Here is a 23,323-nt window from a genome sequence, read left to right on the forward strand (position 1 = left end):
ATTATAAACTTTCCGCTCCTGATATGATTTCAATTAGTTCTTTTGTAATAGCTGCTTGACGACTTCTATTATACTCAATAGTAAGCTTGTCAACCATTTCACCCGCGTTTCGAGTTGCACTGTCCATTGCGCTCATTCTTGAACCCTGTTCGCTAGCTGAATTCTCTAACATTGCTTTAAAAATCTGTGTAGATATGTTTTTAGGTAATAAGTTACTTAAAATCTCATCCTCATCTGGCTCAAATTCATAATTATCATCATAAGAATTGCTCTCTACTTCAGGAGTTTTTAAAGGTATTATTTGTTGTTCTTGAGGTATTTGAGTAATTACATTTTTAAATTTATTATAAAAAATTGTACATACATCAAATTCTTTTTTTTCAAAATTTTCAATTATCATCTTTCCTACTTTTTCAGCATCTAAATAATTAATAGTTTTTGAATCTTTAAAGGATACTCTTTCAACAATATCATCTATGTAAACTCTCTTTAATTGATCATAACCTTTAGATCCTACAGTTATAATTTTTAAAGTTTTTCCTTCATCAGATATTTTTTTAAAATATACTTTAGCTTTTTTAATAATGTTTGTATTAAAACCTCCACATAAACCTCGATCAGATGTTAAAACAATACATAAATGCACTTTCTCTTCACCTGTTCCAGAAAGGAGCTTAGGTGCATTTTCCTTATCAGAAATACCACTAGATAAATTAAGAATAATGTTATTCATCTTTTCAGAATAAGGTCTCCCCTTTTCAGCATTTTCTTGTGCTCTTTTAAGTTTAGCAGCCGCAACCATTTTCATGGCTTTGGTAATTTTCTGTGTAGACTTTACACTTGCTATTCTTTTTTTTAAGTCGTCTAGCGTTGCCATATTTTAAGAATTAAAGTTTTTCTTAAGTTCCATTATTACTTCAACTAATAGTTTTTCATTATCATCTTCAAGCTTACCTGAGCTTAAAATAGATTCTAAAACTTCAGGCTTTTCAGATTTACATTTTTCTATAATCTTAGATTCAAAATTAGCAATATTATTAAGCTCTACATCATCTAAATAACCTTTAACTCCACAAAAAACAGAAATTACTTGTTCCGCAACTGTCATTGGTGAATATTGCTTTTGTTTTAAAAGTTCAGTTAACTTTGAGCCTCTATTTAAAAGTTTTTGAGTTGATGCATCTAAATCAGATCCAAATTGAGCAAAGGCAGCCATTTCTCTGTATTGAGCAAGCTCAAGTTTCATTGAACCAGAAACTTTTTTCATTGCTTTTGTTTGTGCTGCAGATCCAACTCTAGAAACCGACAAACCTACGTTAATCGCTGGTCTAATTCCTTGGTTAAATAATTCCGTTTCAAGAAATATTTGTCCATCCGTAATTGAAATCACGTTAGTTGGAATAAACGCTGATACGTCTCCACCTTGCGTTTCAATTATTGGAAGAGCAGTTAATGATCCCCCGCCATGTTCATCACTAAGCTTCGCAGCTCTTTCAAGTAATCTACTATGTAAATAAAATACATCCCCTGGGTAAGCTTCTCTTCCTGGAGGCCTTCTTAATAAAAGTGACATCTGTCTATAAGCTACAGCCTGTTTAGATAAATCATCATAAATGATTAATGCATGCATACCATTATCTCTATAGTATTCACCCATTGTACAGCCTGTATAAGGTGCCAAGAACTGAAGTGGCGCTGCATCTGAAGCCGTAGCAGCAACAATTGTTGTATACTCCATTGCACCAGCTTCTTCTAAAGTTTTTTGAATTTGTCTAACTGTAGATCTTTTTTGACCTATAGCGACATAGATACAATAAAGTTTTTGCTTCTCATCGCCAGATTCATTTATTTTTTTCTGGTTAATGATAGCATCAATAGCAACTGCAGTTTTTCCAGTTTGTCTGTCACCAATAATTAATTCACGTTGTCCTCTTCCAACTGGAACTAAACTATCAATTGACTTTAAACCTGTTTGCATTGGTTCACTAACAGATTGTCTTGGAATAATTCCTGGAGCTTTTACTTCAACTCTACTTCTTTTTGTTGTTTTATCTAAGGCACCTTTACCATCAATTGGATTTCCCAACCCATCAACAACTCTTCCTAATAATTCTTTTCCAACAGGTGCATCAACAATGCTTCCAGTTCTTTTAACAACATCACCTTCTTTAATTTTTCTATCATCACCAAAAATTACAACTCCAACATTTTCACTTTCTAAGTTTAGAGCCATTCCTTTTGATCCGTCAGAAAATTCTACCATCTCTCCAGCTTGAACGTTATCTAATCCATATACTCTAGCAATACCATCTCCTACTGATAAAACTTGACCAACTTCAGTCACTTCAGCTTTATCACCGAATTTTTTAATTTGCTCTTTTAATATCTTTGTTACTTCTGATGGGTTTATATCCATTTATGCCTCTATCATCCTATTTTCGAGTTGTTGTAATTTATTTTTAATGGAAGTATCCACCATCATGCTTCCGACTTGCACAATCAAACCCCCAATTAAACTTGCATCATGTTTGTAGTTTAATTTTATTTTTGAACTAAAATTTTTAGTTAACTCTTCTTTTATAGTGTTAATTTCATTTTCAGAAAGATTTTTTGCAGAAATCAATTCTGCTTTTAATTCACCTCTTTTAATTGAACATGTTTCAACAAAGCTTTTTAAAATTTTATCCACATAAAAGAATCTTCTTTTAGATATCAGAAAGCTTAAAAATTTTGTTAATAATTCATTTAATTTATATTGTTCTGAAATTTTGTTTAAAGCATTAAGCTGATCTTCTTTATTATTTGTTGGATCTTTGATTAAAGACTTAAAATCTTCACTTGAAGCAATTAAATTAATAATTGATGCAGAGTGTACTTCAATTTCACTTAACACATTAACTTCTATGGCTAATTCATAAAGCGCCAGGGAGTACCTGCCAGCTGATGTTTCTGAAAAACCTTTATTTTTGCTCAATTTGTTGTTCCTTATAAATAATTGAAGATTTATTAAAATTCCGTTTTAATTAACATATGACCATAAGCTCTTCAAGTCACACATTGTCTAAAAGTATTATTTTTTGTCTATTAATTGAAGTTTATTGGGTCAACATCAACCGTTAGTTTCATTCCAATAGGAAATTGGAATTTTTCGATGACTTTTGCTAGTGAATTTTGGACTTTTAGAGACTTTCGTCCCCTGATCAAAAGTCTCACTCTAAATCGTCTTTTTAATCTAAATATAGGTGCATTCACAGGTCCAAGAACTCTACCATCCACAGCGCCTTCTATAAAAATTTTAAATTTATAAGCCTCTTTTTCAAGTTCTCTTTCATTGTTACCTGTAATTATTAAGGCAATAAATCTTTGAAAAGGTGGAAGATTATTTTTCCTTCTAATTTCAAGTTCTTTGTCTAAAAATATATCCGGATCTTTATTTGTAATTTCTGTAATTAACTTAGTATCTAAATTGTAAGTTTGAAAATAAACAGTTGCAGGATTTCCTGTTCTACCTGCTCTTCCTGAAAGTTGATGATATAACTGCAAGTTTTTTTCTGCACCCCTTAAGTCATGACCTTGTGATGATAAGTCAATATCAACTACAACTATACAATTTAAACTTGGAAAATGAAATCCTTTAGAAATTAATTGAGTCCCAATTAAAATTTGGATTTCATTATTTATAATTTTTTCCAAAATATCTGAAGAGCTTTTTTTGTTCATTGTGTCACTAGAAAATATAGCTGTCTTTTGAGTGGGAAAAATTTTTTTAACCTCTTCCGATATTCTTTCAACACCAGGGCCACTAAAAATAAAATCACATTTTCCCTCTTTAGAGCAGTTTCTATTTAATAAAGTTTTATACCCACAGTAATGGCATAATAAATTTTGTTTATTTTTATGATATACTAAATTTATTGAGCAATTCGGACATGAATAGCTAGTAAAGCATTTTTTACATAATACGTGAGGAGAAAATCCTCTTCTGTTTAAAAAAAACAAAACTTGGTCTTTTTTTTCAAGATGTAAGTTTACTTTTTCAATTATTTCTTTTGATATCCAGGATTGAGATTTAAGTTTTGAATTATTTAGATTAATTATTTCGTACTTTGGCAAAGATGCATTTAAATATCTTTGATTAAGTTTTGATAAACTATATTTGCCTTTTTTAATATTACCATAAGTTTCAATAGATGGAACTGCTGTTATTAAATTGATTGGAATATTTTCAAAAGATGCTCTTGAAATTGCCATGTCTCTTGCGTTGTAAGTTACTCCCTCATCTTGTTTGTAAGATTGATCATGTTCTTCATCAATAATAATTAATCCTAGTTTTTTAAAAGGTAAAAACAATGAAGACCGAGCACCAATTACAACTTTAATTTTATCATTTGCTATTCCACTCCAAATAATTTCTTTATTTTTTTTTGTAATACCTGAGTGCCATACAGCAGGCTTGAATCCAAAAAATTCTATAAATTTATTTTGAAATTGTCCTGTTAATCCAATTTCTGGTAATAGAATTAACCCTTGAAAACCCTTATTAATTATCTCTTTTAAAGCCTCAAAATAAACCATCGTTTTGCCTGACCCGGTAGTACCTTGTAAAACATGAACTCTAAATTTTTGATTTAATACATTCATTTTTTTTAATGAATCTTTTTGCTCTTTAGAAAGTTTTATTTCATTTTGTTTAATATCAATTTTAAATGGTTCATAAGTTTCAATTGCTAACTTTTCTATAGCACCACTACTTAATAATAATAATTTTAATGCCATACCTTTAGGCGTCATATTGTATTCTGAAAACCAGTTTAGGAATTTAATTGTATCTTTTTTTAGAGGTGGAACATCCAATTTTCTTAAAACTTTTTTAATTGCAAAGTTTTTATTTGTTTTTTTTTCAAAGTCATCCCATACAACTCCAGTCAGTTCAGATTTTCCAAATGGTACAACAACATAATCACCTACTTTAAGTTTTAAATCAGAATTATAGGTAAATGGATGATTAAAAATATTTGGAATAAGAATCGGAACTTTCATAATTTCATATTATGAAAAAATTACATATGTGTATTGTTATTTTTTAAAGTTATGCAACTAATGGTTCGATTAGGGTGAAGGATTTACGGTCCTGCACTTTTCTATTTATTATTCGCATTAGTATTAATTTTTGTCCAAGTATTTTTACAACCAATGTTTATTTAGTATTAGTTTTAATTGGCGTCCAGATAGTCCCAATATTTGTTGAGGTAATTTTTTGAATTTTAGGGGAATATATATTAAGAGAATAATTACCTTTTGAAGGAGTTGTTATTGACACTGTACCAAGAGTACAAGGATTTGAGCTGATTGCTGATGATTTAGTAGAATAAGAATTTCTCATATTCATACCTGTATTAATAAAGCTACCAATCAAGATGTAGCTGGCGCATTACTATTACTACAACTGTGATTACTAAAAACTATATTTGCACTCTCAAGTTCACATTTCATAAATTCAATCATTAGTGATTTATTAATGTTTCTAAAATTTATTTCAGTAGTTTTTTCTTTAGCACTCTTTGTATACCCATTATAAGTAACTACACCTACAGCAGCGAAGATACCGATGATGGCTACTACGATTAGGAGTTCTATTAAAGTGAAACCATTTTTTTTCATAGATTATTAATAAATATTAAAACTTTTGATGTAATTTTTATAAAAAAATAGATAACAATAATTGAGCCAACAACTGCTAACCAAATATTAATTTTATAAAGAAATAAAATTACCCAAAGTGCTACTCCAAAAGCGATGTTATAATAAATAAATTTAAATAATTTAGGCATAGCTAACAGCTATTACTTACATTTGCTTTTTTATTAGTCTCAGTGATTGTAATTGTACAACTTGAATTAGTTTTTTTAGTAGCAATAATACTTAAGGTATTAGCATTTGTTGTTTTAAAGGAATATGCTTGCTCCGATAAGTCGTCTATTCCATCAAATAAATTTGTTACAATATTTGAGGTAGAGGAATTATAAGAATATTCACCATTATTAGACTTATATTCTTGTTCGGCTAAATAGATTGAGTTTAATGTAATTTCTGCTTGTTTTTTTTCCGCTGAAGCCTTGTATCCACTATAAGAAACGACACCTACCGCTGAAAGAATTCCAATAATAGCAACCACAACCAAAAGTTCAATTAAAGTAAACCCTTGGCTATGATGATGCCTCATTTTAAAAATATTATTTATATTAATCTACTTGTATTGTTGCTTCTTGTTTGTCGGCTGTAGCACAACCTGTTTTATTACAAGATCTGACAACAACATTTTTTCCACTTGTAGATAAACTAATCTGACCCACCACATAAGATGAAGAGCTTTTTACAGCTGCATTAGCAGTTGAGTATGGATTTTTATCTTTTAATTGGCTTACTGCACCAGTAACAGCTTTAGATGGTGTTGCTGGACACGACTGACCACCAACGAATGTTGATTCCCCTAAGCTACATTTTTGTGCCTCCGCTGAAATATACTTAACTGTTTGTGCATGAATTGTTTTTGTTGCAGAAACTTTCGCAGCTCCCGTATAACCATTATAAGCAACAACACCTACTGCTGCTAAAATTCCTATGATCGCAACAACAACCAATAATTCAATTAATGTAAAACCTTTATTTAATTTTTTCATAATTTCCCTTACTGTTAAAATCTAAAAAAAGTATAACTTGTATAAAAATTAAAAAAATTACCAAATTTTGATAGTAATCTACCCAATGATTGCCCCCACATTGAAAATTGGTGCATACATTGCTAGCATGAGGCCGCCAATAGTAATCCCCATAAATACGATCATTATAGGTTCAATTAAGCTTGCAAGGTTAGCAACAGCTACATCAAACTCTTCTTCATAGTATATTGCAATAGAGCCAAACATTTCATCCAAACTACCCGTTTGTTCACCAACTGATATTAATTGACTAAAGGTTGTGGGAAATATTTTTTCCTTATTAAATAAGTCAGTTAAACTTTCTCCTGAAAAAACTCCTTTTTTAATGTTTTCTAAAGCCTCTACTACAATTACATTATCTGTAACCGACTTTGCGATATCTATACTTTCGATTAAATCTACACCTGCTTGGTTAAGGTTTCCCAAAACTAAAGATACTTTTGCTAAAATTGATTTTTGTATTAGGTTTCCAAAAATTGGAAGCTTTAATGTAATTTGATGCCATTTTTTTCTAAATTCATAATTTTTACTAACTAGGTATTTAAAACCAAACACAAAAGATATAATAAAAACTAAAAGAAAAAAACCACCAGAGGAACGAACAAATTCACTCATGGCCATGATCACTGCTGTTGGTGTAGGTAAATCATCTGCCATACCCATACCTTCATACATATTTACAAAAGTTGGCACAACATTCATCAGCATAAAAACTGTAACGATAATAGCAACTGAAAATAAAACACCTGGGTAAAATAAAGCACTTTTAATTTGTGATTTAATTTTTTCTCTTTTTTCTAAATTAATAACTATTTTTTGTAAGAAAGTATCAAGCTTACCACTAGCCTCACCTGCTTTTATTAAATTTACAACCACTGTATCAAAAATTTTAGTATGTTTTTCAAAACACTTTGATAATGCATTTCCAGATTCTAGATCTTTTTTAATTGTTTGGATAATCTTTTTCATAGGAAGTCCTGACGTTTGACCCTCCAACATTTCCAAAGTATTTAATACTGGTAGTCCCGCCCTAAGCATAGTTGCAAACTGTTTACAAAAAATTAAAATTTCTTGTGGTTTTATGCCTGTGCCAAAACTAAATGACATCTTTTCTTTTTTGGTAAGATCTTTCTTTTTTTTAGCTTCCTTTAGTCTTGTAATAATAACTTTTTGCTCTTTAAGTTTATGGGCCGCTTCCGCATTATTTAAAGCTTCAATTTCACCTTCAACGTATTTACCAAGAGATATTCCTTTATATTCAAAATTTAACATTAATTAGATTGCAAAACTCTTTCATACTCAGCAAAAGAAAGATCACCACTTAACAACATATCCTGCCCCATATCTTGCATGGTCCTAAAGCCATTTTTTTTTGCAATAGCATTCAAGTCTGTTTGTTGAAGATTGGATAAAATTCCAGCCTTTAATTCACTATCAATTTCAAGAATTTCATAAATTCCCATTCTTCCTTTGTAGCCAGCACTACTACACTCTTCACAGCCTTTGCCCTTATAAATTTTAGCCCTTGCAGATTGTTCTGGTAAAAAACCAATTGAATTTAATAGTTTGGGGGTAATGTTTTCATCAATTACTCTACATTCTAAACAAGTTTTTCGTGCTAAACGTTGAGCCATAATCAGAGTTAATGCTGCAGATATTAAGTAGTTTGGTGTACCCATATTTTGTAAACGAGTAATTGAGCTTGAAGCATCATTCGTGTGAAGGGTACTAAACACTAAATGCCCAGTTAATGCTGCTTTTAATGCAATATCGACTGTTGCTTTATCCCTAATCTCTCCAACTAGAATTACTTCTGGGTCTTGACGTAAAAAAGACCTTAAAGCCTCTTCAAAAGTATAACCAATGGATTCTTTTATTTGAACTTGTCCTATTCCTTCCATTTCATATTCAACAGGATCTTCAGCAGTTAAAATATTCATTCCAGGTTTGTTAATATGTTTTAGAACACTATATAAAGTTGTTGTCTTACCACTACCTGTTGGCCCAGTAACTAATACCATTCCCTGAGGTGAACTTATGGCTTTAATAAGTTTATTTAAATCCTTATCTTCAAAACCAAGTTCATTTAAAGCCTTATCTCCCGCGTCTTTATTCAAGATACGCATAACAACACGTTCTTTATTTTTTGTTGGTAAAACCGAAACTCTTAAATCAATTTCTTTATTTTCAGATTTAAATGTTGAGGCACCATCTTGAGGAACTCTTCGCTCTGCTATATCAAGTTTACTAATTATTTTAATTCTGGCAATAACCCCGTCATAATTTTCATGTAAAAACTTTGAGTATTTATCAATTACTTTTAATATACCATCTACTCTAAATCTTGTTTGAGCACTATCTCTAAAAGATTCAATATGAATATCACTGGCGCCCATATTAATAGCTTCTGTAATTAATTTATTTCCAAAAACAATTACTTCTGATCCAACTTCAATAATTTCATTTATATTTTTTTCAAGTTTTTCTACTTTTATGTTTTTGTCAGATATTTTTTGCACATTATTTTTATTTAATCTTTCAACAAAATTACTAATATCACTTATGGATGCTGCATATAATTCTGGTTCCATTTGTGTCATTGTTTTTAAATTTTTCATTAAACCCAATTTTGATGCATCTGCTATAGCAATTTTTAAAACACCATTTCCCATTTCAAAAGGCACCAATAAATTATCTTGAATATATCTGGCATCGATAATTTTTTTGATCTTAGGGTCTATTACAGTTTTTTTTAAATCTATAATTGGTAAAGAATAGCTTGATGATAGAAGTTTTAATATCTTATCTTCATCTGCAAAATTTAATTCAAAAGCAGTTTCTAGTTTTGATTTCCCTATTTCGGCGCTTGTTGAATTAATTTTAGATATTTGTTCAGAGGAAATGATGGAGCCCTCTATTAACATATTTAAAATGTTTTGTTCGCTCGTTGAATCTAATTTGAGTTTACTCATTTTAATCAATTACCCTTGGGGCAATAAAGATTAGTAATTCTACTAGCTCGTCACTTTTAGTTTTATCTTTAGTTGCATTTCCAATTATTCTCAATTCACCAGCTCCTACTGTGCTCTTTTTAACATTGCTGATTGTGTTTTTTTTAATTCCACCAATCACAACAATATCTCCATCACTTACTAAAAGTTTTGTGACAATTGAATTGGTTTTAATTCCCGGTTCATCTGAACCTGCAACTTCTACGGGAGAGTCATTATTCACTTTTATATCCAATAACACATTTCCATCTCCTATTATGCTTGGTGTAACTGTCAATGATAGTGCGGCTTCTTTAAATGCAGTAGTAGTTGTTCCATCTGCTGTCGTTTGATAGGCAATCTGAGTTCCTTGCGTGATAGTTGCTTCCTGATTATTTAAGGTAAATACACTTGGCTGAGAAAGGGTTTTACTTAAACCCAGCGACTCTAATGCTTCAATTTGAACTTTAAGTGATCGTACTGCAATACCTGTAATTACACCCAAACCACCTGTGCCCATAGTAGTTGCACTTCCTGTTGCTGCTTTTAAGGCTACATTTGAAACTGCAGCACTTGCAACTGACGGAATGAAAGGTGCTTTGTCTTCTTTTGTCATTGCGTTAAGTTTAGCCCCTAATTCCTCTGCAAAAGTTGATGATGCATCAACAATGAATGCCTCAATTAAAACTTGTTTAGTTTTTACGTCTATTTCCCTTATAACTGCATCAATAGTATCTAGATCAGGCTCATGACCTCTAACAATTATTGATCTAGTGGTATCCTCAACTGTAATTGAAAGATTGGACATCGTGTTTGCTCCTTCTGCACTTTGTGTTGCAAATAAAGCTTCTAGTGTCGTCTTTGCTTGTGTCGGGCTAATATAATATAATCTAAATATCTCAGCTAAAATTGGCTCAACTGATTCTTCTAGTGCTATTTTTTTCTTTAACACCTCTGCTCTAGCAGATTTTGCCATTTCTTGTGCTGCTAATTTTTCAGGAGTGTGAACTCTAATTATGCCATTCACAACATCAATATCAGCAACTAAAGTTTTCATATCTAATAAAGTTTGAAAAGCAATATCCCAACCCACATTATGAATTTTAGCATTTACTGTGCCATTTACTTCATCACCTACTAAAATATTTATATCTGCAATATCTGCCATTAATGACATTACATATTTAAAATCTAAACCTTGAAAATTAATATTAATCACTTGTTTAAGGTGGGTATACTCATCAGAAATATTGACATAGTTTTTAACGTTTTCAGTTGTTATTGTTTTACGCTTATCCTCTCTTGGTAAAACTGTGTCATACGGCTTAGGTCCATCAATAACTTTCTTGTCCATATCTGCACGGCCATCAACAATAATTTTAGCTGTATCAATTAAAGGCTTATCGCCATGAATTAACTTTGGTTTTTTTCCTGGTGTTGCACAAGACTGTAATAAAACAATAAATAATAATGATAATAAAATTTTTAAATATTTTTTCATTTCTTATCCTTCACTCGGTTTGATTATATTGTTCATATAAACTTCAAATTTATTGTTTTGTTCATCTTGAACAATTACTACTTCGCTAAAAATTTCTATTAGAGTGGTAGTGCTCGTGATTGCTTGATTTTCTTCGTACTTATACGCACCACCATCTGCTGATGAAAAAATTGCTATTTTTTTACTTTCACCAATAATTATACCAACTAATCTCATATTATTTAGCAAACCATTATTTGCTCTTATCGAATCATCTGTTTCAAAAACTTGATTTATCGAACCTAACCCTCCTGCAAAAGGGTCTATTGCTGGTAATTCCTCATCATCTATAGTGATTACATCTTCTGCTTTTAAATTTATAAGCTGAAATTGACACAGTAATAATGTCATTAGAAAAATTAATAATCTTTTATTATTTATATTCACTTGGTAACCCCACTATTGAAATTGTTCCTTTTGATAAAATTTGTCCTTGCACTTCTGCAATTGTACTAATTTCTTCTTTGTCAAAATTAATAACTTTTTGTGATTTTGATAATGCTCTTCTAAATTTAAGATAACTTAAAAAATTTCCTTGGATTTCATAATCAACTGGAATTGTGTAATACAATTCCTTTTGCCCTTCTGGATTATCATTAGTTGTTGTGTTTTGACCTGAACTATTTTTGTTCGTTTGTCCTGTGTTTTGAGCTTGTGGGTCTCCAGCAACCGCTTTGGGCACACCTTTTTTTAAATTTGTGATTGATAAACCATTGATTAATGCAAATTTACTAATGTTTTGATAAAGATCTTCAACCTCTTTTTTACTATGAAATAATTTACTATTTTTTTCATATTCAGGTTCTAAATTTTTGACTGTACTTTTTAGTCTTATAATATTGTTTTTAAATTCTTCTATTTTAATTTTATTTTCATTCATAATATTAATTTGTTCTACTTGTGCCTGAACAATTGGAGAGACAAAAATATAATAGCTAATTAAAAAAATCAGTATTGCAACAAATCCTCCAGCAAATTTTATTAATATTTTTTTATCTGAAAAACCACCGCTCTTCATTTTTTGAATTATATTTTTTAAATCTATGTTTTTTAAATTTGCTAGATCCATTAAATTATTTTTAATTTACAATTTATTGTAAATCCTTTTTTGTTATTATTTCCAGAATTTCCATCACCTGTTTGATTTTTCATGGCAGCTAGAGAGGCTTGTTCAATTAATGACTTGGAATTTAAATTAGAAATAAAATTTAAAATATCCTGATCAGAGAAAGCTAACCCTTCTATAATTAAACTATCATTGCCATCAAAAATCATTTTTGTAAATTGAACTCTTTGTGGAACACTTCTCGTTACCTGTGCCAGTGATCTATAAGACCGTGCTTGGTTCGAATTAACTAATTTTCCAAGATCTAAGGATTGTTGCATTTTTCTTCTTTCTTTAGCTAATAGAGAGAAGTCTTTATTTAATTTTTTAAATTCTATTTGTACTTGATTAAATTCTAATAATTTTTCTTTGTTATTGTTAATTTGAAAAAATGAAAAAACTGTTAAGATTAAATAAATACCTACAATGGCACCAATGGCTCCCTTAAGTGCAAAACCTGATAAAAATTTTAATTTATTTTGCTGACGCACAGCATCCCTATTAGGTAGTAAGTTTATATTTTTAACAGCTGTTACAAATTTGTAATAACCAAATACATCTAATTTTCTATAAGCTAAGCCAAGCACTGAAGCTAGAGGTGATTTGTTATCATTATTTATTTTTTCATTGTTATAAGAGGGTATTCCTACATTTTGTAAAGGATCAAAGTTTATAAACCCAGTGGTTGGTAAATTTTTCTTGAACACTGGTAATAACAGAGAAATATTTTTTAAACTTGAAACTACCTGAATGGATGTAATTTTATTTTCATATTTATTTTCATAGTCAGTAATTGCTTGCTTAACCTGCATTGCATACCTTCTAATAACAGCATCAGCATCCGTGGGTATATTCTCACTAATCACTTCTAATAATTGCTGTTTTTCTTGTGGTCTTAAAAAAATATCTGTGATTACTGGAATATTATTATGAATAATCATAATATAATTTTCATCTATACCCAGTTCTAATATTGCTGAATTTCCTTTATCAGTAATTGATTTATATTTTGTGTTGTCATGTGCATTTTTTAAAGTAAAACAACGAACGTCCATAATAACAGGGTTGAGGCCAGCTTTTTTTACAATAGAAGAATAAGCATTTACATCAGCCAACTTTGAGGCAACAAATAAAATTTCCATTGTATTATTTTTAGAGTTTCTGTTTATAATTTGATGAAAAATTGAATAATCATTTAGATTATCAGTCAGCTGGACTAAATTATCCCATAGTGAATCTGTCTCAATTGCTTTTTGCAACTCTTCATCAGTCATCAATGGACTAGTAACCACTCTAATAATTGCACTCGTAACTGGAATTGATAGAGCAACATTTTTTGTAGTAATTTTTGCATTAGCAATAGCTAATTCAATTTCATCAGACAGATAATCTTTATGTTCTAATAAATTTTCGCTTATTTTTTCTTGATCTAATGATCGGTAAGAAAACTTATCCAATATCCAATTCTTGTCTTTATCTTGTAAAACTTGTGCAACTCTAACAGCATCTCTTGTCATGTCTAGACCTGCTATTTCCTCCCCTTCAATACTTAATTTTTTAACTTTTGATTGAAAAAAATTTTTAAAAACTAATTTAAATTTATTTTCTTTATTTTTGTGAGAAGATTCATTTACTATTGATGTTTCATCTTTTGATTTAGAAAATTTTATATTTTTTAACTTATCTAACATGCTTAGTTTCAAACCTTCTTTAGGTTTTTCTTCAACAGTTTCTTTTTCAGTTGATATTGTTTCTTTTGGTTGCTCTAAATTAATTTCTGAAGTATTTTCTGGTTGAACCACAGTCTGTTCACTATTATTTTCTTCAACTTTACCTTCTAATTGTAATTCATCAAACCATTTCTCTAAAATAGGAATTGCTTCTTCTAAATTTGTTGTTCCAGATGAACTTACTTTTTGTTTTCCATTAATAAATGTTCTTCCAACATAATTATGTGACTTTAATTCACCTTTATATTTATCTTGGCGTACATAAATATGCAATCTTCTATTTTTTTTATGAATTGTTTCCATGAAATTTAATTTTTACAAATTTTCACTCAATTAATGAAAACTCTAACACAAAACACCCCTTCTAAAACTACCGAAGAACAACACCTATTAATTTGAAAAATAAAAACTACCAAAAAACAATTACATTTTTTCTAACAACTATTTAAAAATTACTATTTAATATTGGTACCAATATTTATTTTATTATTTTTAATTAATTAAGCCTTCAATTATTGTGTTAGACAGATTATTTTTGTGTTAGAGGAAAGTTTTATTGTGTTAGAAAATATGATTCCAAAATTTTTGAAAAACTGTTCTATGTCCTGCTTAATTTCTAATAATATTTTTGTGTTAGAGTAAATTGGGTTTGTGTGAGACTTAATTATTTTTGTGTTATAATTTTATTATTTTTACTAATTTATAAAAATCATTGTAAAATATAGCTTTTTATAAAATAAGCATATTTTGTGTTAGTCTAGTAAAATTTATTTGGTTTTTTAAATTTAGTAATTTTCTTTCCAACTCTCTAGCTGAACTGCTCCAGATGCTGCTTTAGCTTCTGATTTTATAGTAATTAAGCTATCTTTTGATGAAAGACTATTATTAGCCTCGCCTGATATAGCAATATAAAGATTATCTCCACTTACAACCACTTCTCCTGCAACTCCTTTACCAAGGTTAACTGGAAAATTTGTCATAACACCTCCACACTTAGAGTCATAAGCATGTAAGAATGCTGTTCCTGTTGTACAGGGTGTTGATGAGCTGGATGGCTCATATATTGAGAAATATATCCTATCTTTATCAACTGTAGGCTTTGCTGTCACTTTTTTAGCCTTGTCTAAGTCTACATACCAACCCATTTGAGATGAGTTGGGACAACCTGAAATAGAACAATTACTGTATGTGCCTGTTGAACTTATATTTTTATAATTTGGAAAATCTTTATCTTTAATTCCAAAAACTCTATTCTTAACTAGGCTTGATTGACTTTGAAGTTTTTGTGTATCACCAGTACCAAAATATAACCATAGGTTGTTATCACTATTAATCGTCGCCTCTAAGTTGTTGTAGATATATCTTCCATTATCTGTATTTGCCTGAGCATCAAAAACTGTTGTTGTTGATATATTTTTATTAATCATCTTATCGCTATTTAGAATAAAACTTTCAGTCAGGTTAATTTTTGAAACTTTTCCCTCAAGATCACCCGCATAAATTAATGCCCCATCATAATTTGCTTTTGAAGTACCATCAGCTGTAATTACAGTTAAATCTGATGGTAGAGAGTTAACAATATCCTTTTTATTTACCCTGGTGACTAAGAAAGTATTATTTGTGCCGGGTGTCTCATGTTCTAAAATTATTTTGATATTAGATGCAGTACTTCCACTGATATCTTGAGTAATACCAAAACCCATACCCCCTGCACCTGATACAATTAATTTTTCAACATCATAGTTATAAGAACTTAAACCATACTTACTCATTTGAATTTCTTTAACTCCTTTACCAACACCAAATGAATATGCATGATATGCGATTTGTTTATCTTGAATATCAATCTTTTTAAGTAACCTACCTTCATTTTCAAGATCCATAATAAAAATAGCTGAACCATACTCTGGTGCAACACCACTATTGTAACCTCCACCAAATACCGCAACCCATCTATCTGCACCATCAACTTTTATTCTTATAATTCTAGGTGTAGACCAACTTGCACCTAGTTTCCTATAATCAAACTGAGGTGGAGGACTAGTGTTCCCTGAATAAAAATATGTATTTAAATTTTCATCTGAATTCCAATGACTAATTTTTTTATTATATGGATCATTGTCAATTGCAAATAAATGCTTAGGATTATTAATATCTGTTATGTCTAATGCAAAATAACCATTACCGCCAGCACCCAACCCTGAAATAAGAATTGTTCTCCATCTAGGATCGTTAGTGTTATTGTTTGGAGTATCATCAAAGAATATATCCTTAACTACTGGAGATCCATCTATGCCATAAATGGGATTAGTAGCATTAGCTTTGGTTGTCACGATAGTAGATAGTTTACCTATTATGTTTGGTGGTATATAGCCCCACAATTCATTACCATCATTTGAATTAAATGCATGAAGTATTCCGCTATTTGCACCAGCAATAACCACTTCTGTTCTTCCGCTACACGATACTCCACAATCATTACTTCCTTTGAAAGAATTATACTGTTTTTGCTGTCTATAATAAGCATCAGTCTTTGAAAAATTTAAATTTCCAGTATTAACTGTTGGTGCATCTGGCTTACCAACAACAATCAAATCTGAATGATAAATATCTGCTAGTTTAGAGCTCCTTACTTCTGTGGTGTTGTTATCTTTATCATAATCATAAGTGTCAAAACCCCTAATAAAATTAATCAAATTATCTGTTTCAGTGTCTGTTGGACTTGCTTTAAGTGGAAATAACTTTTGCTTTAAAATGTTTCTATTTGATGTTGTAAAATTGTTAGTATTTTTTATTCCAATATCTGCTGTCCATATTTTTCTAGAATTAGGGCTTGTGCTATTTAATCTTTTAGCAGCATCCCATTTTTCTGCTCCAAAGGATCCATCAGTGTTAAGATTGTATTTTTTTAAACTACCTTCCCACTCTTTATTTTTTGCATATTTGAAAGTTGATTGATAAATAAATCCTCCTTTATTTAGCTCTGGCATCACAGCTGGTGTTGTAAAGGTTAATGAGTTAGATATGGCTTGTTGCACTGCATCTCTTATCGCAGTAAGAAGTGCCCCTGACGTTGATGCATATAAAGCTGTGGTCGTTCCTCCATTAACAGCTAAACTGTCATAATTACTTCTATTTCCTGTACCAATACCCAAGCCAACTGAAAAAGTTTTTACATTTAATCTGTCACTCATATCACGTACTACCCCCATCGCACTACTATGACTATTCCACTGTCCATCACTTATTAAAATATTAAAATTTAATTGACATGTTGCTCCTGGAATGATGGGAGATGGATATCGAGTACCCCCTTGAGTTAAATTGCCATTCCAATAATCTCTAGCATAATTCATTGCTTGCAAAAGATAAGTTCCTCCACCAGGAACTACTCCGTCTACATCTGTGTATATTGTGCTTGCACCATTTGAACTTATGGGAACTCTTAGTTTTAAATATCTGCTCCAATAAAAACCCCACTCCATTAATCCAAAATTGGCTCCACTTTTAAGCTCAGGGTCTGATACTATTTTTTTAATTGCATCCTTAGCAATTGACATTCTAGATACAGCAGCACCTATCCTTGAATAGGAAGTTAAGTCATTATTGAATTCATATATGTCATTGTTTTGCTGATCAGCACTATAAACTTTATTATCTGATGAAATACCTAAGCCCCATGGCCATCTAAAAGGGCCACTGTAATTAAGAGAGCCATATTTGGCAACATAAGATCCTGACGAATTAAATTTTTGTAACCTGCGGTTACTACTGTCATTTACAAATATGTTACCATTAGAATCAAAAGCAGCATCAACTGGATATCTGGTATCTCCATTTCCTGTTCCATAATTTCCTGTCCCTACTGTTTGACAAGAGCCTAAGCTAGTTCCTGATATGGTGTGTAGACAAACTTTACTTCGATAATTTGATACAGTAACTAATTTTGATCCATCAGAGTTTACATCTAAGCCTGACATCGAGTAGTAGGTTGGATAATTGGAGTGATAATTAACTTGATTTAATGAGCTTCTATCTAGAATTCTAATATAACTTTGATAGTATTGAGTAAAACCTCCTATAAATATATGGTTGTTAGATACTGCTATACTCCATGCACTCCAATTGCCTCCTCCTGTAGTTTTTTGCTTAATACAGCTTCCTGAGTCTGATAAAACCTTAACACTCGCATTGGAATAATCTAAAACATAAATAACGTTATTAAAGATATCTAAACTGGTAGGATAAATAGAAGAGCATGTTCCAATGACTTTTACATACGTTCCATTTGAGTCAAAAACTTTTATTGTCTTACTGCTAACCTGCAGAGCATAAATATTACCATTACTATCTACCGCAACATCTGAAGGTTGAGAAACATATTTTGTCCAGCTAGAAATATAATTTCCATTAATATCCCATCCCATACTACCAGAGTTATCCAGCATAATTAGAATATTTGCAGGTACATTACTTGATCCAGTGCCTGGTGGAGGTGATTTTGAGTATGAATTATTACATACAAAAAATATTAAAAACACAAATATGTAAAATTTTCTAATCATTTCTCTTCCTCAATTATTGCTTCTTTATTTGCAGCATCTTCATGTTTTTTATCTACAATTTCAAAAAGTTCTAAAAAATTACCTATATTTTCGTTAATACCTCTTAAATTTGCATATAAATGATAAACTTCATTTTTTTCGATTGCATATTGTTCTGGTTCATTTGCATCAATAATTTTTTGATTTTTTACAAAACCAGATTTGTAAAAACTATTTGCAAGCTTAAATAAGGATCTGTTTTGAACAATTTGATTTTGAAAAATAATTCGTACAACTTTTTCATCTATAAAAAATAAGGATATTATTGTTCCTTTTATTCCTTTATCTTGACATACAAATTCAATAGGGATTGTAATTGATTTTATACCTTTGACAGGTTCTCCAAGAATAAATGCTATTTTTTCTTTTTCAAAATTACTTATGTTTTTACCCAGTTTAAATTTACTTAAGTCACAGTTTAATGCCAATGCGTTTACTTGCGCTAAGAGAAGAATTCCAAATAAATAAGTTATAAATTTATTCATTAGTTTATTAACGTTACCACGGCTTCTAGAGGAACTATAACATTACCTTTTGCATTACATTTATCCTTAGATTCATTGCAACCACATGAGTAAATCGTGTACAGCGTGTTATTTGTCCCTGATTTCTTCTTAGCTGATGAATTGTTTCCATTAACGTCTGGGCTGTAAGCTATAAAATACTCAAAACTAAACTTACTTAACCTTGTGGCCTCAGCACCCGATGCAGTGATCACTTCATTCATTGATTTTCTACCTAAGATAATTCCAGTTGAATTTCTTAAATTAGGAAAAAATGATGCTTTACAAAATCTCAAATCTCCATCTAAATTTGTTTGAGCAGACCCTGTTATTATACTGGTATTATCTACTATATATTTTCTAGCAATCGCTATTCCACTTTCAGCAGCATAGAAAGCTTGTTGATTAGAATCTTTTTCAGTATTGGCTTTGTGTTCATTAGATGTAATGGTAACTAATGTTAAACCCATAATAGTCATAACTACTAAGAGTAATAATGCCAATGGAAGAGCAAATCCTTTTTCATTATTTTTAAATTTATTTTTCATTTGTTATAAGTTGATGATTGACTAATACTGGTTCCTGTTTGTTCTGTGATTGCTACGTGCTTTGCTAAATTTCTAGTATGAACACTTGCAAAAAAAGTTTCACGATAATATTTGTCATCAAAGTTTTGTGTATTTCCAAAAGTACTATCTTCATGATTAATAATTTTAGTTGCTTGATTAGAATTAAAAACTTCTTTAGCTGATTGAATTGTTAAATAAATTTCAGCCGTATAAACCTTAGGCATATTTAATGTTCCTTTATTGGGTTTATTATTTGATGGTGTTTTAGCTCCCTGGCTAACTGAAAGTCTATTGCAGTAACTGCTACATACTGGATAAACTTCTTTTCCTTCTCTATCTTTAAACACAACTTGAAAATCTACAATGTTTGGTACAAACTCAATATTTTCATAAATAACTTTTCTTCCTCCTCCTGTTGGATTTTCAATTAATGTTTTGGCTAAATACATGCCATTGCCATACTTATTGCACCAGGCAACTGTAAACTGACATTTAGCATAATTTTTTGGTGAATAAATTGTTCTTATCCAAGAATTTGGGCTAGTTCCCTGATAAACAATAAGCTGATCTAAATTACCTAACTCTTTCTGATTAAATTCAATTAAATACCATTCAGGATGTGATTCTTTTGTAAAATCTACATGCATATAACCTGTGTTTCTTAAATCTTTTGTAATAATTGATAAAGCTTCTCTGGCAGAACTATTAATCGCAGCTTTTTGTGAAACTGACTTATATGATTTATTAAAATAATTATACGATGAAAATGCTGCTGCAATACTAATTACACCAATGACAATTGATACTAAAACTTCAGCTAAAGTAAATCCAGAGTTTTTAGTTTTCATTTAACTACCACTCCTAAATATTTTTTTCTTTTACCTTTGCCTGTTAAAAAATTAACTCTTCCTGTTGTATTTGTTCCAGATTTTATAAAGGTTTTTTTAGTATCAGTAGTATCACAGGGTAATTTCTTATCTTTGTTGTTTATTCTAATATGATTTTTTTCTTTGAGTTTATTTCTCCATTTATCTTTCATTTTATCATAAAGATTTGAGCCTCCTGTGGTAGAATAAGTGCACGTTTCATTGAAGCTTCCATACTTAGCAGCATTTTCTGGATCACCGATCATATCTTCCATCACCATTTCAGATAAATAATTGAGTTTATTTTTCTCAGTAGCTCGATCCATTGAATTAATAGAAAAAGCTGAAAGCTGCATAATTGCAATAAAACCAATACCAATTATTACTATGCAAACTAACGACTCTATTAATGAAACACCTCTATTAGATTTAACCATCTATTTTTACCCAATTTTTTCCTTTAGTTTTTCGCCATATTTTAATTTCTTGAGAATTATTTATAGTAATTTGATACATGCTGTCTAAATTAGCACTAGGGTTGCAAGTTCTCTGAGTTGAAATACTTCTTGGACATAAAATAAATGTATCAAGGTCTTTACCAGTACCTGGATCTTTATAAGTAATATTTGATCCTGAATACTTAATGGTACTATCTTTTGTAATACAAATTACTGTTGCAGGAGGATTGTATGGATAAACCCATACGCTACTATCATTATTTGATCTTCCAAAAGATATTTTTTCTTTACTGCTATTTCTAACTAGATTTGGCTGTGAACTTCCACTGCCACATTGTTTATTTACTTTGTAAGAATTATTGGAAGATTGTACATTTTTATATGTTTCCATAAATTTCTCTGTACTCATTGTATAAACTTCCACAATACTAAATAATTGCAATTGAACCATGCCATATTTTCCACCTGAGACTTCGGACTTCATTTCTTTAATAAAAGTTTCAAGTTCAGTAATTTCTTTCTTTATATTTCGATCTTCTATCCAGTTTGAAATATTGGGATAAGCAAAAGCACTAAATACACCTATAACTGCCAGAACAACTAGTAGTTCTATAATCGTGAAGCCTTTTTTAAATTTTTTCATCAGTTAAATGGATAAGTAATATAATTTAATAATAATGTTTTTTCGTCCATCAAATAAGTTTGAATTTTTAATCTTCTTTTTCCACCAGAATGGTCATCAGAAATATAAGTTTTACCCACCCAGTATGCTGGATAAAATCTTGCATCCTTAAATGGTGTGCCTTGATAAACAGCACCAGCATCATTTGGTATACTTCTACCATTTTGTGTCCAAGGCTTGTACCAGCTATAACCTGTAATTACCGGATCTCTTAGCCCCAAACCTAAAAAGTGACCCTGGAGACTGGAAAAAGCAGAGCTACATCGCATTTTTTTAATTTGAAAAGTATTAGATGTTTTTCTCTCATATCTATCAATTTCTGCATTTCTTCCACCTAAAAGATAGCATTGAGCAATATCAGATTTAATTATATCTAGAACTTTGCCATGATTAGATTTTATAACAGAATTTTTTGCAGCTTTAGTATACCCATTATAAGCAACTACTCCTACTGCAGCTAGTATTCCAATGATTGCAACAGCTACTAAAAGTTCTATTAAAGTAAAACCCTTAACTATTTTTTTCGGCACTTGAAATAACTCCTCTGCCAACTAAATCTTCAATTGATTTGTCCATGGTCATCATACCTTCTCGTTGGCCTGTTTGCATAACACTTGGAATTTGATGAATTTTTGCTTCACGAATTAAATTTTTAATAGGTGCATTACAAACCATAACCTCAAACGCACCTACTCGTCCCGTTCCATCTTTTTTCTTAAATAATTTTTGAGTGACAACCATGTTTAACGATTCTGATAGTTGTGCTCTAATTTGACCTTGTTGTTCTGGAGGAAAAACATCAATAATTCTATTTACAGTATTAGGTGCTCCACTTGTATGCAAGGTTCCGAAAACTAAGTGACCTGTTTCAGCTGCCGTTAAAGCCATACCAATAGTTTCAAGATCCCTTAATTCACCTACAAGAATGACATCGGGATCTTCTCTTAACGCAGCTTTTAAGGCATGAGTAAAACTTTCGGTTTGTTTGCCAACTTCTCTTTGGGAAACAATACTTTTTTTATCTTTATGAATAAATTCTACAGGATCCTCAATAGTTATAATGTTTGATGGTCTGGACTCGTTTATTTGATTAATAATTGCAGCTAATGTTGTTGATTTTCCTGAACCCGTTGGTCCTGTAACTAACACCAAACCTTTATGAGCATCTAGTAAACTAAATAATATTTGTGGAAGATTTAGATCTTCCATTAATGGAATTTTTGTCTCAACTCTTCTTAATACCGCCGCAAGTCCATTTAAAGTTTTATAAAAATTAGCTCTAAATCTTAAATCTCCTAAAATAACTGCAGTATCTAATTCATTTTTAGTTTCAAATTTTTTAATTTCTTCTTCTTCACAATTATTTTTTAAAAGATCTGTTAAGTCTTTATCGGTAATTTTACTATCAGGTACAATTACAATGTCTCCCATAAGTCTATAGGATATGTCCGAACCTCCTCTTAGATGAAAATCAGATATATTTTTATTTTCTTTTGCTAAAGTATCAACCTTATCTATCATTATCTAATGATAGCCATTTAGATTGAACAAAAAAAC

Annotated in this window: 22 protein-coding genes and 1 pseudogene; all 23 read right to left on the minus strand. The window is 30.5% G+C overall.

Annotated elements, in window-relative coordinates; genetic code table 11:
- Position 1: 1 nt before the first annotated feature.
- Positions 2 to 877, minus strand: a complete 876-nt coding sequence (locus tag AC5YF9_RS06375; protein WP_415303844.1) for a F0F1 ATP synthase subunit gamma — start codon at positions 875 to 877, stop codon at positions 2 to 4.
- A gap of 3 nt (positions 878 to 880) precedes the next feature.
- Positions 881 to 2,416: a F0F1 ATP synthase subunit alpha gene (gene atpA / locus AC5YF9_RS06380; protein WP_415303845.1), complete on the minus strand. Its 1,536-nt coding sequence runs from the start codon at positions 2,414 to 2,416 to the stop codon at positions 881 to 883.
- Positions 2,417 to 2,974 carry an ATP synthase F1 subunit delta gene (atpH, locus tag AC5YF9_RS06385; protein WP_415303846.1) on the minus strand — a complete coding sequence of 186 codons (558 nt, stop codon included), beginning with the start codon at positions 2,972 to 2,974 and terminating at the stop codon, positions 2,417 to 2,419.
- Positions 2,975 to 3,084: 110 nt separating this feature from the next.
- Complete coding sequence (priA, locus tag AC5YF9_RS06390; protein WP_415303847.1) at positions 3,085 to 5,040, minus strand: replication restart helicase PriA; 1,956 nt, start codon at positions 5,038 to 5,040, stop codon at positions 3,085 to 3,087.
- A 157-nt stretch (positions 5,041 to 5,197) separates the two neighbouring features.
- A complete protein-coding gene (locus AC5YF9_RS06395; protein ID WP_415303848.1) occupies positions 5,198 to 5,383 on the minus strand; it encodes a hypothetical protein in 186 nt (61 codons plus the stop codon).
- A gap of 163 nt (positions 5,384 to 5,546) precedes the next feature.
- A pseudogene (locus tag AC5YF9_RS06400) lies at positions 5,547 to 5,661 on the minus strand (type IV pilin protein); the annotation flags it as partial.
- Positions 5,658 to 5,831 carry a hypothetical protein gene (locus AC5YF9_RS06405; protein WP_415303849.1) on the minus strand — a complete coding sequence of 58 codons (174 nt, stop codon included), beginning with the start codon at positions 5,829 to 5,831 and terminating at the stop codon, positions 5,658 to 5,660. The pseudogene AC5YF9_RS06400 and the gene AC5YF9_RS06405, both read right to left, overlap by 4 nt.
- 2 nt (positions 5,832 to 5,833) lie before the next feature.
- The gene (locus tag AC5YF9_RS06410) at positions 5,834 to 6,223 is read right to left on the minus strand and encodes a type IV pilin protein (protein ID WP_415303850.1); all 390 of its coding nucleotides are present in this window, start codon (positions 6,221 to 6,223) and stop codon (positions 5,834 to 5,836) included.
- 19 nt (positions 6,224 to 6,242) lie between these two features.
- On the minus strand, positions 6,243 to 6,680 hold the full coding sequence (locus tag AC5YF9_RS06415) for a pilin (protein WP_415303851.1): 438 nt from the start codon (positions 6,678 to 6,680) through the stop codon (positions 6,243 to 6,245).
- A 78-nt stretch (positions 6,681 to 6,758) separates the two neighbouring features.
- Positions 6,759 to 7,991, minus strand: a complete 1,233-nt coding sequence (locus AC5YF9_RS06420; protein ID WP_415303852.1) for a type II secretion system F family protein — start codon at positions 7,989 to 7,991, stop codon at positions 6,759 to 6,761.
- Positions 7,991 to 9,691 carry a GspE/PulE family protein gene (locus tag AC5YF9_RS06425; RefSeq protein WP_415303853.1) on the minus strand — a complete coding sequence of 567 codons (1,701 nt, stop codon included), beginning with the start codon at positions 9,689 to 9,691 and terminating at the stop codon, positions 7,991 to 7,993. The genes AC5YF9_RS06420 and AC5YF9_RS06425 overlap by 1 nt, the downstream gene beginning before the upstream one ends.
- A 1-nt stretch (position 9,692) precedes the next feature.
- Positions 9,693 to 11,210, minus strand: coding sequence for a secretin GspD/PilQ domain-containing protein (locus tag AC5YF9_RS06430; RefSeq protein WP_415303854.1), 1,518 nt, complete (start codon positions 11,208 to 11,210; stop codon positions 9,693 to 9,695).
- A gap of 3 nt (positions 11,211 to 11,213) precedes the next feature.
- Positions 11,214 to 11,600, minus strand: coding sequence for a hypothetical protein (locus AC5YF9_RS06435; RefSeq protein WP_415303855.1), 387 nt, complete (start codon positions 11,598 to 11,600; stop codon positions 11,214 to 11,216).
- Between the two features lie 22 nt (positions 11,601 to 11,622).
- A complete protein-coding gene (locus AC5YF9_RS06440) occupies positions 11,623 to 12,318 on the minus strand; it encodes a pilus assembly protein PilO (protein ID WP_415303856.1) in 696 nt (231 codons plus the stop codon).
- Positions 12,318 to 14,387 (minus strand): pilus assembly protein PilM, encoded by a 2,070-nt coding sequence (pilM, locus tag AC5YF9_RS06445; protein ID WP_496169876.1) that lies wholly within the window; start codon positions 14,385 to 14,387, stop codon positions 12,318 to 12,320. The genes AC5YF9_RS06440 and pilM overlap by 1 nt, the downstream gene beginning before the upstream one ends.
- 482 nt (positions 14,388 to 14,869) lie before the next feature.
- The gene (locus AC5YF9_RS06450; protein ID WP_415303858.1) at positions 14,870 to 18,649 is read right to left on the minus strand and encodes a PilC/PilY family type IV pilus protein; all 3,780 of its coding nucleotides are present in this window, start codon (positions 18,647 to 18,649) and stop codon (positions 14,870 to 14,872) included.
- Positions 18,646 to 19,173: a hypothetical protein gene (locus AC5YF9_RS06455; protein WP_415303859.1), complete on the minus strand. Its 528-nt coding sequence runs from the start codon at positions 19,171 to 19,173 to the stop codon at positions 18,646 to 18,648. Before AC5YF9_RS06455 ends, AC5YF9_RS06450 begins: the two co-directional genes overlap by 4 nt.
- Positions 19,173 to 19,739 carry a hypothetical protein gene (locus AC5YF9_RS06460; protein WP_415303860.1) on the minus strand — a complete coding sequence of 189 codons (567 nt, stop codon included), beginning with the start codon at positions 19,737 to 19,739 and terminating at the stop codon, positions 19,173 to 19,175. Before AC5YF9_RS06460 ends, AC5YF9_RS06455 begins: the two co-directional genes overlap by 1 nt.
- On the minus strand, positions 19,736 to 20,608 hold the full coding sequence (locus AC5YF9_RS06465) for a PilW family protein (RefSeq protein ID WP_415303861.1): 873 nt from the start codon (positions 20,606 to 20,608) through the stop codon (positions 19,736 to 19,738). The genes AC5YF9_RS06460 and AC5YF9_RS06465 overlap by 4 nt, the downstream gene beginning before the upstream one ends.
- Positions 20,605 to 21,063 carry a type IV pilus modification PilV family protein gene (locus AC5YF9_RS06470; protein ID WP_496169877.1) on the minus strand — a complete coding sequence of 153 codons (459 nt, stop codon included), beginning with the start codon at positions 21,061 to 21,063 and terminating at the stop codon, positions 20,605 to 20,607. Before AC5YF9_RS06470 ends, AC5YF9_RS06465 begins: the two co-directional genes overlap by 4 nt.
- Positions 21,056 to 21,727: a pilus assembly FimT family protein gene (locus tag AC5YF9_RS06475; protein WP_415303863.1), complete on the minus strand. Its 672-nt coding sequence runs from the start codon at positions 21,725 to 21,727 to the stop codon at positions 21,056 to 21,058. Before AC5YF9_RS06475 ends, AC5YF9_RS06470 begins: the two co-directional genes overlap by 8 nt.
- Positions 21,727 to 22,296 carry a pilin gene (locus tag AC5YF9_RS06480; RefSeq protein WP_415303864.1) on the minus strand — a complete coding sequence of 190 codons (570 nt, stop codon included), beginning with the start codon at positions 22,294 to 22,296 and terminating at the stop codon, positions 21,727 to 21,729. The genes AC5YF9_RS06475 and AC5YF9_RS06480 overlap by 1 nt, the downstream gene beginning before the upstream one ends.
- Positions 22,277 to 23,287 (minus strand): type IV pilus twitching motility protein PilT, encoded by a 1,011-nt coding sequence (locus AC5YF9_RS06485; protein ID WP_415303865.1) that lies wholly within the window; start codon positions 23,285 to 23,287, stop codon positions 22,277 to 22,279. Before AC5YF9_RS06485 ends, AC5YF9_RS06480 begins: the two co-directional genes overlap by 20 nt.
- Positions 23,288 to 23,323: the final 36 nt, after the last annotated feature.

It is taken from the genome of Candidatus Pelagibacter sp. uisw_098 (assembly GCF_059512505.1).